The organism is Pseudomonas sp. TWI929 (assembly GCF_039673335.1).
Taxonomy (GTDB): Bacteria; Pseudomonadota; Gammaproteobacteria; order Pseudomonadales; family Pseudomonadaceae; genus Aquipseudomonas.
The window spans coordinates 1-12,740 of the sequence record NZ_JBDJLK010000033.1 but is presented as its reverse complement, the minus strand read 5'-3'; the positions used below and the strand labels follow the sequence as shown (position 1 = coordinate 12,740).

The 12,740-nt window shown below is 62.9% G+C and carries 12 protein-coding genes; 6 read left to right on the top strand and 6 right to left on the bottom strand.

Annotation, left to right across the window (positions count from 1 at the left end):
- Positions 1-52 precede the first annotated feature (52 nt).
- Together ABE456_RS15150 and ABE456_RS15145 are read right to left on the bottom strand one after the other, a co-directional pair.
- A complete protein-coding gene (locus ABE456_RS15150; protein ID WP_346644639.1) occupies positions 53-1,267 on the bottom strand; it encodes an SAM-dependent methyltransferase in 1,215 nt (404 codons plus the stop codon).
- Positions 1,268-1,400: 133 nt separating this feature from the next.
- On the bottom strand, positions 1,401-2,018 hold the full coding sequence (locus tag ABE456_RS15145) for a TPM domain-containing protein (RefSeq protein ID WP_346644638.1): 618 nt from the start codon (positions 2,016-2,018) through the stop codon (positions 1,401-1,403).
- Between the two features lie 189 nt (positions 2,019-2,207).
- Between ABE456_RS15145 and bglX the strand changes: the two genes are divergently transcribed.
- From bglX to ABE456_RS15125, 4 genes are all read left to right on the top strand, one after another.
- Positions 2,208-4,496, top strand: coding sequence for a beta-glucosidase BglX (bglX, locus tag ABE456_RS15140; protein WP_346644637.1), 2,289 nt, complete (start codon positions 2,208-2,210; stop codon positions 4,494-4,496).
- Positions 4,497-4,621: 125 nt separating this feature from the next.
- Positions 4,622-6,379: an ATP-binding protein gene (locus ABE456_RS15135; RefSeq protein ID WP_346644636.1), complete on the top strand. Its 1,758-nt coding sequence runs from the start codon at positions 4,622-4,624 to the stop codon at positions 6,377-6,379.
- Entirely contained in the window at positions 6,373-7,707 is a 1,335-nt protein-coding gene (locus tag ABE456_RS15130) for a sigma-54 dependent transcriptional regulator (protein ID WP_346644635.1), read from the top strand. Before ABE456_RS15135 ends, ABE456_RS15130 begins: the two co-directional genes overlap by 7 nt.
- A gap of 255 nt (positions 7,708-7,962) precedes the next feature.
- Positions 7,963-9,282, top strand: coding sequence for an MFS transporter (locus tag ABE456_RS15125; protein ID WP_326432039.1), 1,320 nt, complete (start codon positions 7,963-7,965; stop codon positions 9,280-9,282).
- Between the two features lie 461 nt (positions 9,283-9,743).
- On the opposite strand, the gene ABE456_RS15120 is transcribed toward ABE456_RS15125, so the two are convergent.
- Positions 9,744-10,496: a hypothetical protein gene (locus ABE456_RS15120; RefSeq protein WP_346644634.1), complete on the bottom strand. Its 753-nt coding sequence runs from the start codon at positions 10,494-10,496 to the stop codon at positions 9,744-9,746.
- Positions 10,497-10,620: 124 nt separating this feature from the next.
- Entirely contained in the window at positions 10,621-10,839 is a 219-nt protein-coding gene (locus tag ABE456_RS15115; RefSeq protein WP_346644633.1) for a hypothetical protein, read from the bottom strand.
- Between ABE456_RS15115 and ABE456_RS15110 the strand changes: the two genes are divergently transcribed.
- Both ABE456_RS15110 and ABE456_RS15105 read left to right on the top strand, forming a co-directional pair.
- Positions 10,838-11,203 carry a heme utilization protein gene (locus tag ABE456_RS15110; RefSeq protein WP_346644632.1) on the top strand — a complete coding sequence of 122 codons (366 nt, stop codon included), beginning with the start codon at positions 10,838-10,840 and terminating at the stop codon, positions 11,201-11,203. The two genes, ABE456_RS15115 and ABE456_RS15110, sit on opposite strands and share 2 nt — an antisense overlap.
- A 118-nt stretch (positions 11,204-11,321) precedes the next feature.
- Positions 11,322-11,927, top strand: a complete 606-nt coding sequence (locus ABE456_RS15105) for a flavin reductase family protein (RefSeq protein ID WP_346644631.1) — start codon at positions 11,322-11,324, stop codon at positions 11,925-11,927.
- Here the strand turns inward: ABE456_RS15105 and ABE456_RS15100 are convergent, their stop codons facing one another.
- Both ABE456_RS15100 and ABE456_RS15095 read right to left on the bottom strand, forming a co-directional pair.
- Complete coding sequence (locus ABE456_RS15100; protein ID WP_346644630.1) at positions 11,928-12,194, bottom strand: hypothetical protein; 267 nt, start codon at positions 12,192-12,194, stop codon at positions 11,928-11,930.
- Between the two features lie 109 nt (positions 12,195-12,303).
- Positions 12,304-12,597, bottom strand: a complete 294-nt coding sequence (locus ABE456_RS15095) for an antibiotic biosynthesis monooxygenase family protein (RefSeq protein WP_346644629.1) — start codon at positions 12,595-12,597, stop codon at positions 12,304-12,306.
- Between the last annotated feature and the right edge of the window lie 143 nt (positions 12,598-12,740).

Below are 12,740 nucleotides of genomic sequence, written 5' to 3'. Positions count from 1 at the left end.
ACAAGGCCGCTCCCACAAGAACAGGCGTCCGCAGGTTCGATGGTTACAGCGTTCAGAGCAACCCATCGGCCCGCAGCAACGTTTCCAGGCAATGCTCCTGCACCCCATAGAACGCCTTGAGCTGGGCAATCTTCTCCAGCAACGCACCGTTATCCGCGGCCTGCCGCCGCTTTACCGCAAGAATCATCTTGTTCTTGTTGGTGTGCTCCAGCGAGATGAACTCGAACACCTTGGTCTCATAACCGCAGGCTTCCAGGTACAGCGCGCGCAGGCTGTCGGTGAGCATTTCGGCCTGCTGGCCCAGGTGCAGGCCGTACTGCAGCATGGGTTGCAGCAACCCTGGGCTGTGCAGTTGCGGGCGGATCTGTTTGTGGCAGCACGGCGAACACATGATGATCGCGGCATTGCAGCGGATGCCGGTATGGATGGCATAGTCGGTGGCGATGTCGCACGCATGCAGGGCAATCATCACTTCGATGGCCGCAGGCACCACGCTGCGCACGTCACCACACTGGAACTCAAGGCCTGGGTGCTCCAGGCGCGAGGCGGCGGCGTTGCACAGGTCGACCATGTCCTGGCGCAACTCCACGCCGGTCACCTGGGCTTCGCGGCCAAGGCTGTTACGCAGGTAGTCGTGCATGGCAAAGGTCAGGTAGCCCTTGCCCGAACCGAAATCAGCCACCCGCAGTGCCTGTTCTGCCGCCACCGGGGCGCTGGCCAGGGCGTGGTCGAAGACCTCGATGAATTTGTTGATCTGCTTCCACTTGCGCGACATGGCCGGAATCAGCGCACCTTGTGCGTCAGTTACACCGAGGTCGCGCAGGAACGGCCGCGACAGCTCCAGGTAGCGTTTTTTCTCGCGGTCATGGCCGCTGCTCGTGGCAACCTCGCGCGGTGCTTGCGTACCGTGGCGCTGGATCATGGGCTTGCCCTTCTTGCTGAAGGTCAGCTGCACTTCGCCGTCGGCGTCGAACAGGTGGGCGTTGCGGAAGCTGTCCGGCAGCAGTTCGGCGGCCAGCGCCTGGGCCTGGTCCAGTGCCAGGTTGCGGGTGATGTCACGGGTCTGGTGGCGGTAGACCAGCGACAGGCACGGCTGCCCCTTGACCAACAGCGGCTTGGCAATGATCCGTTGCAGGGTCTGGTCGGCACCAACATGGCGCGCCAGCACCAGCTTGACCAGGGTATTGCCGTGCAGGGCGGCGCTCAGCAGGTCGAGAAACTGGGCGCGCGCATCCGGCGCGGCGGAAGCGGAATTACTGGCGGACATGGAAAAAGGTGCCTTGGGTAGCGGAACGCATATTCTACCGTGTGCTGTGCGAACGGGCATACCCTAGCCATTTGGGGCCGCTTTGCGGCTCCAAACTGCCCCCTTTAACAGAAGTACGCGGCTGCATTCTCCCTCAGTCGAGGATCACCAGGCGGTTGGGCAGTTCATTGCGGGAGTGCGTCGGCGGCACATGCTCGCTCAGCAGCTCGCCGCAGGCATCGATGCACTCGACAAAGCCCTGCAAAGTCCGGCCCTGGCGCACCTGTTCGGCAAAGCGCGCGCCAATGGCCGCGCGGGCCGTGGCATCCAGGTAGTGCTCGATGCCGCGGTCAACCAGGATCTCCACATGCCGCTCCGCCTCGCTGACAAAAATCAGCACGCCGGTGGCGCCTGCAGTGCGCTGCAGGTTCTGCTCGCGAAACTGCTGCCGGGCCAGGCGCGAGGCACGCCAGCGGCGCAGGGCCCGTGGGATCAACCAGCCGGCCAGGCGTGGCTTGCGCAGCAGCCAGCACAGGCCAATGAACAGCAGCACATTGGCCACCAGCAGGCCACGCACACCAGGCCAGCCCAACAGCCAGTGCAACAGGCCCGGCACGGCAAGCGCCAGCACGGTGGCCCAGAACAACGGCCAATAGGCGTAATCGTCGGCACGGCGGGCCAGCACCGTCACCAGCTCGGCATCGGTGCGCCGTTCGGCACGGGCAATCGCTTCGGCAATCTGCCGCTGGTGGTATTCGTCAAAGGGGGTCATGCCGTCGGTCTCTTGAGCGTTCTTATAGTTGTTGTCCCGGCATTCGGGGCTTCGTGCGCAGCCGACATATTCAGGCATAATCCGCCGCTGGAAGAGTTGCCTGCAAATCGTACAACAATAGCCGCCTGAAAACTTCGGCCGCGCGCGTATCACCGTAGATACGGCAAAAGCCCCATAACGGAATTCAAGATGAAACTGTCTTTGCTGGGCCTGGCCATGGGCCTTGCCAGTCAGGCGGCCCTTGCCGCCCCCTCCGCCCCGCCCCTGCAAGACAAGCAGGCGTTCATCGACCATCTGATCAGCCAGATGACCGAAGCCGAGAAAATCGGCCAGTTGCGCCTGATCAGCATCGGCCCGGAAATGCCCCGCGACAAGATCCGCGAGGAAATCGCCGCAGGCCGCATCGGTGGCACCTTCAACTCGCGCACCGCCCCGGAGAACCGGCCAATGCAGGACGCGGCCATGCGCAGCCGCCTGAAGATCCCGATGTTCTTCGCCTATGACACCGTCCACGGCGAACGCACCATCTTCCCGATCGGCCTGGGCATGGCCGCCACCTGGGACATGGACGCCGTCGCCAAGGTCGGCCGCACCGCCGCTATCGAAGCGGCGGCCGACGCCCTGGACATGACCTTCGCACCGATGGTCGACATCGCCCGCGACCCACGCTGGGGCCGCACCAGTGAAGGCTTCGGTGAAGACACCTACCTGACCTCGCGGATCGGCCAGGTGATGGTCCGCTCGTTCCAGGGCAGCAGCCCGGCCAACCCCGACAGCATCATGGCCATCGTCAAGCACTTTGCCCTGTATGGCGCAGTGGAAGGCGGGCGCGACTACAACACGGTCGATATGAGCCTGCCGAAAATGTACAACGACTACCTGCCACCCTACCGCGCCGCGCTCGACGCCGGTGCTGGCGGGGTGATGGTGGCGCTGAACTCGATCAATGGCGTGCCGGCCACCTCCAACACCTGGCTGATGAACGACCTGCTGCGCAAGGAGTGGGGCTTCAAGGGCGTGACCATCAGCGACCACGGCGCCATTCAGGAGCTGATCCGCCACGGTGTCGCCCGCGACGGCCGCGAAGCCGCCAAGCTGGCGATCAAGGCCGGCATCGACATGAGCATGAACGACACCCTGTATGGCGAAGAGCTGCCAGGCCTGCTGAAGTCTGGCGAAGTGACCCAAGGCGAACTGGACCAGGCGGTGCGCGAAGTGCTTGGCGCCAAGTACGACATGGGCCTGTTCAAGGACCCGTACGTGCGCATCGGCAAGGCCGAAACCGACCTGCAGGACTACTACGGCGACGACCGCCTGCACCGCGAAGCTGCGCGTGACGTGGCACGCCGCAGCCTGGTGCTTCTGGAAAACCGCAACCAGACCCTGCCGCTGAAAAAGGCCGGCACCATTGCCCTGGTCGGCCCGCTGGCCGACGCCCCGATCGACATGATGGGCAGCTGGGCCGCCGACGGCAAACCGATGCATTCGGTAACCGTGCGCGAAGGCCTGCGCCGCGCCGTGGAAGGCAAGGCCAAGCTGGTCTACGCCAAAGGTTCCAACGTTACCGGCGACAAGGCGATCTTCGACTACCTGAATTTCCTGAACTTCGATGCCCCGGAAATCGTCGATGACCCGCGCCCGCCTGCAGTGCTGATCGATGAAGCGGTCAAGGCGGCAAAGCAGTCTGACGTGGTGGTGGCGGTAGTCGGCGAATCCCGTGGCATGTCCCACGAATCGTCGAGCCGTACCACCCTGGAGATCCCGGCCAGCCAGCGTGAGCTGATCAAAGCCTTGAAAGCCACCGGCAAGCCGCTGGTGCTGGTACTGATGAACGGCCGGCCGCTGTCGATCGGCTGGGAGCGCGAGCAGGCCGACGCCATCCTCGAAACCTGGTTCGCCGGTACCGAAGGCGGCAACGCCATTGCCGACGTGCTGTTCGGCGATTACAACCCGTCCGGCAAGCTGGCCATTACCTTCCCGCGTTCGGTCGGGCAGATCCCGATGCACTACAACCACACCCGTATTGGCCGGCCGTTCACGCCGGGCAAGCCGGGCAACTACACCTCGCAGTACTTCGAAGAGCCCAACGGCCCGCTCTACCCATTCGGCTATGGCTTGAGCTACAGCAGCTTCGAGCTGTCGGACTTGACCTTGTCCGACGACAACCTCAAGCGTGGCGACACCCTGCAGGCCAAGGTGAGAGTGACGAACACCGGCAAGCGTGACGGTGAAACCGTGGTGCAGCTGTACCTGCAGGATGTTTCTGCGTCCATGAGCCGCCCGGTCAAGGAACTGAAGAACTTCCAGAAGCTGATGCTCAAGCCTGGGGAGTCGCGTACGTTGACCTTCCGCATCAGCGAGGAAGACCTGAAGTTCTACAATGGCCAGTTGCAGCGGGTTGCCGAGCCAGGTGAGTTCAATGTCCAGGTCGGGCTGGATTCCCAGGTGGTACAGCAGCAGAGCTTTGAACTGCTGTAACTGATTAGCCGGCTGTATCGGCCTCTTCGCGGGTAAACCCGCTCCCACAGGCCTGTGCAATACCTGTAGGAGCGGGCTTGCCCGCGAAGAGGCCGCCCCCGATATCCCATCACCGGATCTGCCCCATGCCCTTTACCTTTCGCGCCCTGCGTCTGGGGCTGATCACCCTGCTGATCGTGCTGGGCACTGCCCTCAGCGCTGGCTGGGCCATGCACCAGGCCAAGCGCCAGGCCATGGAAGATGACGCCCAACGTGCCAACCAGCAATTGGGCCTGTACGCCAATGCCTTGCACACGCTGATCGACCGCTACCGCGCCCTGCCCGCCGTGCTCGCGCTGGACCCGGAACTGATCGCCGCCCTGCGCGGCCCCGTCACTGAACAGGTACAGGATGCCTTGAATCACAAGCTTGAACGCATCAACGGCGCCGCCAACTCCTCCACCCTTGAACTGCTCGACCGCACTGGCCTGGCCATTGCCGCCAGCAACTGGCGGCTACCCAGCAGCTATGTGGGCTCCAACTACGGCTTTCGGCCGTACTTCAAGCAAACCCGCAGCCAAGGCAGTGGCCGCTTCTACGCCGTGGGTGTGACCAGTGGCGTGCCAGGCTACTTCCTCGCCAGCGCGGTAAACGACGAGCACGGCCGCTTCCTCGGCGCCATGGTGGTGAAGCTGGAGTTCCCCGAGCTGGAGCGCGAGTGGCGCCAGGGCAGTGACATCCTGCTGGTCAGCGACACCCGCGGCATCACCTTCATCGCCAACCAGGACGGCTGGCGCTACCGCGAGCTGCAGCCGCTCAGTGGCGCCGACCGTGCCGAGCTGGCCGAAACCCGCCAGTACGATAAGCAACCGTTGGTGCCGCTGCAGCATCAGGTGCTGACCCGCTTTGCCGCCAACAGCACCCTTAGCCGCGTGCAAGGCCCAGACGGCAGCGCCGAGTACTTGTGGGAAAGCCTGCCGCTGGAAGGTGAGAACTGGACCTTGCACCTGCTGCGCAAACCACAGGTAGCTGCTGACGGCCGCAATGCTGCCCTCGGCGCCGCCGCCGTATGGCTGAGCCTGGTGTTCGCCGCACTGTTCGTCAGCCAGCGCCTGCGCCTGGCCCGCTTGCGCCAGCGCAGCCGGCAAGAGCTCAAGCGCCAGGTCGAGGAGCGCACCCGCGAGTTGCGCACCGCCCAGGAGGGCCTGGTGCAATCGGCCAAGCTGGCCGCGCTGGGGCAGATGTCGGCGGCCATGGCCCACGAAATCAACCAGCCGCTGACCACCCAGCGCATGCAGCTGGAAACCCTGCGCCTGCTGCTGGACCATGGCCGTCATGACGAAGCGCGCCAGGCGCTGGAACCGCTGGAACAGATGCTCACCCGCATGGCCGCGCTCACCAGCCACCTGAAAACCTTTGCCCGCAATAGCCCGGTCGGCCTGCGCGAACGCCTCGACCTGGCCACCGTGGTCGACCAGGCCTTGCACCTGCTGGACGCGCGCATTCGCGGCGAAGAGGTGGAAGTTGCCCTGTACCTGGCACGCCCGGCCTGGGTGCGTGGTGATGCCATCCGCCTGGAGCAGGTGCTGATCAACCTGCTGCGCAATGCCCTCGACGCCATGGCCGACAAGCGCTACAAACGCCTGGAGATCCGTATCGAGCCCGACGGTGAGCTGTGGCGCCTGAGCGTGCTTGATTCGGGCGGCGGTATTGCCGAGGCCGACCTGGCCAAGGTCTTCGACCCGTTCTTCACCACCAAGCCGGTGGGCGAAGGCCTCGGGCTGGGCCTGGCCATTTCCTACGGCATCGTCCACGAGGCCGGCGGCCAGCTACAGGCCGAAAACCTGCCGGGCGGCGCACGCCTGAGCCTTACCCTGCCCCGCGACCTGGAGCCTGTATGTTGAATTCAGTGATCGTCGTCGATGATGAAGCCAGTATCCGCACTGCGGTCGAGCAATGGCTGAGCCTGTCAGGCTTCAGCGTACAGCTGTTCGCCCGCGCCGAAGAATGCCTGGCGCACCTGCCGCGGCACTTTCCCGGGGTGATCATCAGCGATGTGCGCATGCCGGGCATGGATGGCCTGCAATTGCTCGAACGCCTGCAGGCAGATGACCCTGATTTGCCGGTAATCCTGCTGACTGGCCACGGCGATGTACCCATGGCGGTTGAAGCCATGCGCAACGGGGCCTATGACTTCCTGGAAAAGCCATTCACCCCGCAACACTTGCTGGGCAGCCTGCGCCGGGCCCTGGAAAAGCGCCAGCTGGTGCTGGAGAACCGCCGTTTGCACGAGCAGGCCGACCTCAAGTCACGCCTGGAAGGCACGCTGCTGGGCATGTCCCAGGGCCTGCAACAGCTGCGTCGGCAGGTACTGGACCTGGCCAGCCTGCCGGTCAATGTACTGATCCGTGGCGAAACCGGCAGTGGCAAGGAGCGGGTGGCCCGCTGCCTGCACGATTTTGGTCCACGTGCCGGTAAGCCCTTTGTCGCCCTCAACTGCGCGGCCATTCCCGAATCGCTGTTCGAGGCCGAGCTGTTTGGCCATGAAAGCGGCGCTTTCACCGGTGCCCAAGGCAAGCGCATCGGCAAGCTGGAATACGCCAACGGTGGCACGGTGTTCCTCGACGAAATCGAGAGTATGCCGCTGGCCCAGCAAGCCAAGCTGCTGCGGGTGATCCAGGAGCAGAAACTGGAGCGCCTGGGGGCCAACCAGAGCATCAGCGTCGACCTGCGCATCATTGCCGCGACCAAGCCAGACCTGCTTGAAGAAGCGCGCGCCGGGCGCTTCCGCGAAGACCTTGCCTACCGCCTGAACGTGGCCGAATTGCGCCTGGCGCCGTTGCGTGAGCGGCGTGAAGACATTCCGCTGCTGTTCGAACACTTTGCCCGCGCCACTGGCGAAAAGCTTGGCCGTGCTGCCCCGCCGCTGTCGGGTGCGCAACTGGCACAGCTGCTGTCGCATGATTGGCCGGGCAACGTGCGCGAGCTAGCCAACGCGGCGGAACGCCATGCGCTGGGCCTGGGTTCGCCGAACATCGAGGTGGCGCCTGCCGGGCAGTCACTGGGCGAACAGATGGAAGCGTTTGAAGCACAGTGCCTGCGTGCGGCGTTGCGCCAGCATGGGGGCGAGATCAAGGCGGTGATGGAGGCATTGCAGCTGCCACGGCGCACGCTGAACGAAAAGATGCAGCGGCATGGGTTGCTGCGTGAGGATTTTGTCGGGCGGGAGTGAGCGGAAATCCGCTCATGCCTCTAGTTTAATAGGCAAAAAACCGCTTACTCCTGATAGATGTTGGGGCTGCGTTGCAGCCCATCGCGACACAAGGCCGCTCCCACAGGGGACTGCGCAAGGCCCGCTATTACGCGGTTCCTAGGGCTACAATGCCCCCAAATGAATCACCCTGCACCCATTTGGCACACCTTCTGCAATCACCTGTGCAAGCTGCGCCACGGCGCGCTCCACAAAAACAACGAGAAGGTATCCCTGATGGATAATGCCACCTCCCTGCCCGCCGGGGCGGCCACCGCGCCTGCCGCAGAAAAAACCACCGCCAGCCGCCTGAAGTCGATCTTCAGCGGGTCCATCGGCAACATGGTCGAATGGTACGACTGGTACGTCTACGCCGCATTCTCGCTGTACTTCGCCAAGGCCTTCTTCCCGGCCGGTGACTCCACCGCACAACTGCTCAATACTGCCGCAATTTTTGCCGTGGGCTTCCTCATGCGCCCTATCGGTGGCTGGCTGATGGGCCTGTACGCCGACCGCAAAGGCCGCAAGGCTGCACTGATGGCCTCGGTGCTGCTGATGTGCGCCGGCTCGCTGGTCATCGCCCTGACACCGGGCTATGAAACCATCGGCGTCGCTGCGCCGATCCTGCTGGTCATCGCACGCCTGCTGCAAGGCCTGTCGGTGGGCGGTGAGTACGGCACCTCGGCCACCTACCTGAGTGAAATGGCCAGCAAGGACCGCCGTGGCTTCTTCTCCAGCTTCCAGTACGTGACCCTGATCTCCGGCCAGCTCATCGCCCTGGCGGTACTGATCGTCCTGCAACAGACCCTGACCACCGAGCAGCTGTATGCCTGGGGCTGGCGTGTACCGTTCGTGATCGGTGCGCTGTGCGCCGTGGTGGCCCTGTACCTGCGTCGCGGCATGGAAGAAACCGCCTCGTTCACCAAGAAGGAAAAGGCCAAGGAAAGCCTGATGCGCACCCTGCTGCGCCACCCCAAGGAGCTGATGACCGTGGTCGGCCTGACCATGGGCGGTACCCTGGCCTTCTACACCTACACCACCTACATGCAGAAGTACCTGGTCAACACCGTGGGCATGAGCATCAGCGACTCGACCACCATCTCGGCCGCCACGCTGTTCCTGTTCATGTGCCTGCAGCCGGTGATCGGTGGCCTGTCCGACAAGATCGGCCGGCGCCCGATCCTGATCGCCTTCGGTGTACTCGGCACCCTGTTCACCGTACCGATCCTCAGCACCCTGCACACCATCCAGACCTGGTGGGGCGCGTTCTTCCTGATCATGGCGGCGCTGATCATCGTCAGCGGCTATACCTCGATCAACGCTGTGGTCAAAGCCGAACTGTTCCCCACCGAAATCCGTGCCCTGGGCGTGGGCCTGCCGTACGCGCTGACCGTGTCGATCTTCGGCGGCACCGCCGAGTACGTAGCCCTGTGGTTCAAGAGCGCCGGCATGGAAAGCGGCTTCTACTGGTACGTCACCGCCTGCATCGCCTGCTCGCTGCTGGTTTACGCGACCATGAAGGACACCAAGCAGCACTCGCGGATTACTACCGAGTGATTTTGAGGTCGTTGTCATGAAGAAGGGCGCACCGGTTTCGGGGCGCCCTTTTTTCATGCTTGTGAATGCATTAGGCCATCCAAGTGCAGTGCTTGAGTTTTTCAGCGCTTACGAGATCGAGCGCCGCCCGTGCGACGCATCGCGAGCAAGCTCGCTCCTACATTTGTTTCGGGCCAATTATTTTTGTGACAAACGGGCGCGACCACATTGACGCATGGCTGGATATCGAGTCGGACAAATAAGGCCGTCGCGCGCCTCCATCACAGGCCTGACTGGCCCGAAACAAATGTAGGAGCGAGCTTGCTCGCGATGCGCCGCACGGGCGGCGCTCGATTTCAGCAACACCGCAAGCATCAAGCCATACCTCCAAAGCCCCTGATGAGCCGATTAGAAACGCTATTCGGCTCACAACGTGAGCCGAATAGCGCAATTAATCGGCTCATCTGCGCCTGAAAGCAGGCTCAGGACATTTCCAACGCCTGACGCGGCTCACGGCGCTGATACCAGCTGGCCATCAGCACCAGTACCAGCAGTACCCCGCCCAGCACCGCCGAAGAGCCGACCGTACCAAAGTCCAGGCCACCCTTTTCATGAGGCTTGGTGAGGAAGTCGCCCAACGTCGCGCCAAACGGACGGGTGAGCACGAACGCTACCCAGAACAGCACTACGCCGGGGATGCGTGTCCAGTAGCGGGCCAACACCACCAGTGCAATGGCACTGCCAATAAACAGCGCGCCGCCGGCGAAGCCCAACCCCGAGTCATCGGCCAGGTAATCGCCCAGCGCGGTGCCGAGGGTGTTGGAAAACAGGATCGCCACCCAGTAGAACAGCTCGCCCGTGCGGTTCTTGATACGGGTGACATCCAGCGGGTTGCCGCTCAGGCGCCACACCAGGAAGGTCAGCAGCAGGATACCAATGAGAATGGCCGAACCTGCGGCATAACCCAGGCCCAGGGTGCGGTCCATGAAGTCGGACATGGTGGTGCCGGCGGTGCTGGTGGAGAGGATCACCAGCCAGTACAGCATCGGGTGGTAGCGGCGCGAATACAGCTGGCCGAGCAAAGTCAGCAAGAACACGCTGATCAACAGCAACGAGCTGAGTGCATAGCCGATGTTGAGGGTCATCGAGAGCAAGTCACCTGCCGTTTCGCCAAGGGTGGTGGCGCAGATCTTCATGACCCAGAAGGCCAAGGTGATTTGCGGGAGTTTGTTCATCGTTGTGCCGCTCCAGTTTGAGGTGCGGCGATGGTGCTAAGCAGCGCCTGAAAAATCGGTTGGTGATATATGAAAAATACGTTCATCGGCCGCCGGCATCAGTTATTTCATTCTTAACGCCCCATTAATTCCACGCCATCAAGCTGCAATGGCTGGCAAAACATCGGCGCATGGGCGCAAGCCGATAAGCCAGGCCACCGCCCGATTCACGTAATGCGCAGCCATACATATCGAATAATTCGATTTTTAAGCGCAATTCTTTGCGCTTTTTAATCAAATTAATCGGCGTAGGATTAAACCCATAGAAACAAACAACCTCAACAACCCCTGGAGCAACGACCATGAAAAATAAACTGATCCTCACCCTGGCCCTCTCGGTTTTCGCAGCTGGCGCCTTCGCCGAAGATGGCTTTGACCGCACCAGCGCCCACACCTTCGCTGCGGCCCAGAGCCAATCCGCCAGCTACGCTGAAGATGGCTTCGACCGCACCGGCGGCCAACGCTTCACCGAAGACGGCTTCGACCGCACCGGCGGCCAACGCTTCGCCGAAGACGGCTTCGACCGCACTGGCGGCCAACGCTTCACCGAAGACGGCTTCGACCGTACCGGCGGCCAACGCTTCGCCGAAGACGGCTTCGACCGCACCGGTGGCCAACGCTTTGCTGAAGATGGCTTCGACCATACCAATGCCCACCGCATCAGCTGATACCTGAGGCGAGCACCCAGCCCGGCTTCTGCCGGGCTTGATCATTTTCAGGCGCGCACAGGCTTGGCACACTAGGCACCTTGTCCACCAGGAGGTAGGGCCAGCAAGCCCAGCACAGATGTACTACTACGAACCCGCCAAAGGCCACGGCCTGCCCCACGACCCGTTCAACGCCATTGTCGGCCCCCGCCCTATCGGCTGGATTTCCTCGCAGGACCGCGAAGGCCGCCTGAACCTGGCGCCCTACAGCTTCTTCAACGCCTTCAACTACATCCCGCCGATCATCGGTTTCTGCAGCGTCGGGCGCAAAGACAGCCTGAACAACATCGAGCAGACCGGCGAATTCGTCTGGAACCTGGCCACCCGGCCCCTGGCCGAGCAAATGAACCAGAGCTGCGCGCCAGTTGCTGCCGAGGTAAGCGAATTCGAATTGAGCGGCCTCACTGCCACGCCGTCGAGCATCGTCAGCGTGCCGCGTGTGGGCGAAACCCCGGTAGCCTTCGAGTGCAAGGTCAGCCAGATCGTCCAGCTCAAGCGGGCCGACCAGGAGTTGGTGCCCAGCTGGCTGATCCTCGGGGAAGTGGTGGCGGTGCACATTGCCGAGCACCTGTTGAAAAACGGCATCTACGATACCGCTGCCGCCGAACCGATCCTGCGTGGCGGCGGCCCGGCAGACTATTTCGAGCTGGGCAACCTGTTCAAGATGGCCCGGCCGCAGGCCTGATCACCAGATCAGCTCACCGTCGTCGCTGACGCCCTGCAGGCGTTCCAGCTCAGCCGTGGCCGCTTCGTCGGCGGCCACGGCGCCCTTGAACACCTGCCCGTCGAGGACCTTGTGAAAACGCGGTGCGCCACCCATGCCCAGGGCCTTGACCGCGATAGCCGCGTTGTAGCCACCACCCTCTACCGGCACCATCGCCGAAACCGCTTCGAACTGCGGGAACTCCCTACGTGCCATGTCACTATCCGCCTGATTGATCAAGGGCGGCATCTTACCCTATCCCCCAGCCAGCGCGATCCCTGTAGGGGCGGCCTTGCCGGGGCGCCGGACCGGTCGGAAAGGGGCGCAAAGCGCCCCCTGCAATCTCAAATCAAAAACCTCAATCGAAGGTATGCAAATCCAGGCTGCTCACCACCTGCGCCTGCACCAGCTCACCAAATACCTGCAGCGTCGGTGAAGCAAAGTAACCACTCATCGCCTGCTGGTCCCGCCAGCTTCCACTGAGCAGCCACAGGTCGGTATCAGCCTGAGACCGCTGCACGGTGAAACTCAGGCAGCCCGGCGCACGCAGCGAAGGCTCGAGCAGGTCACGCAGGCGCGCGCCCAGCTCCGCCGAGCGCCCGCTGCTGGCACGGATGAAAGCAAGATGGGTGACCGGTTGTGTTGGGGTCATTGCACAATCTCCTTGAAGCAGGCGGACGGAAAAGCCAGGCTGCCAAGGTTAGGGCCCCACCCGCGCGGCACGTTAGGCCATTACTGCTCGTCGATTGCCTGATCCTGACTTGCGGCAGGATAAGGCAATCGACGAGCAGCTTT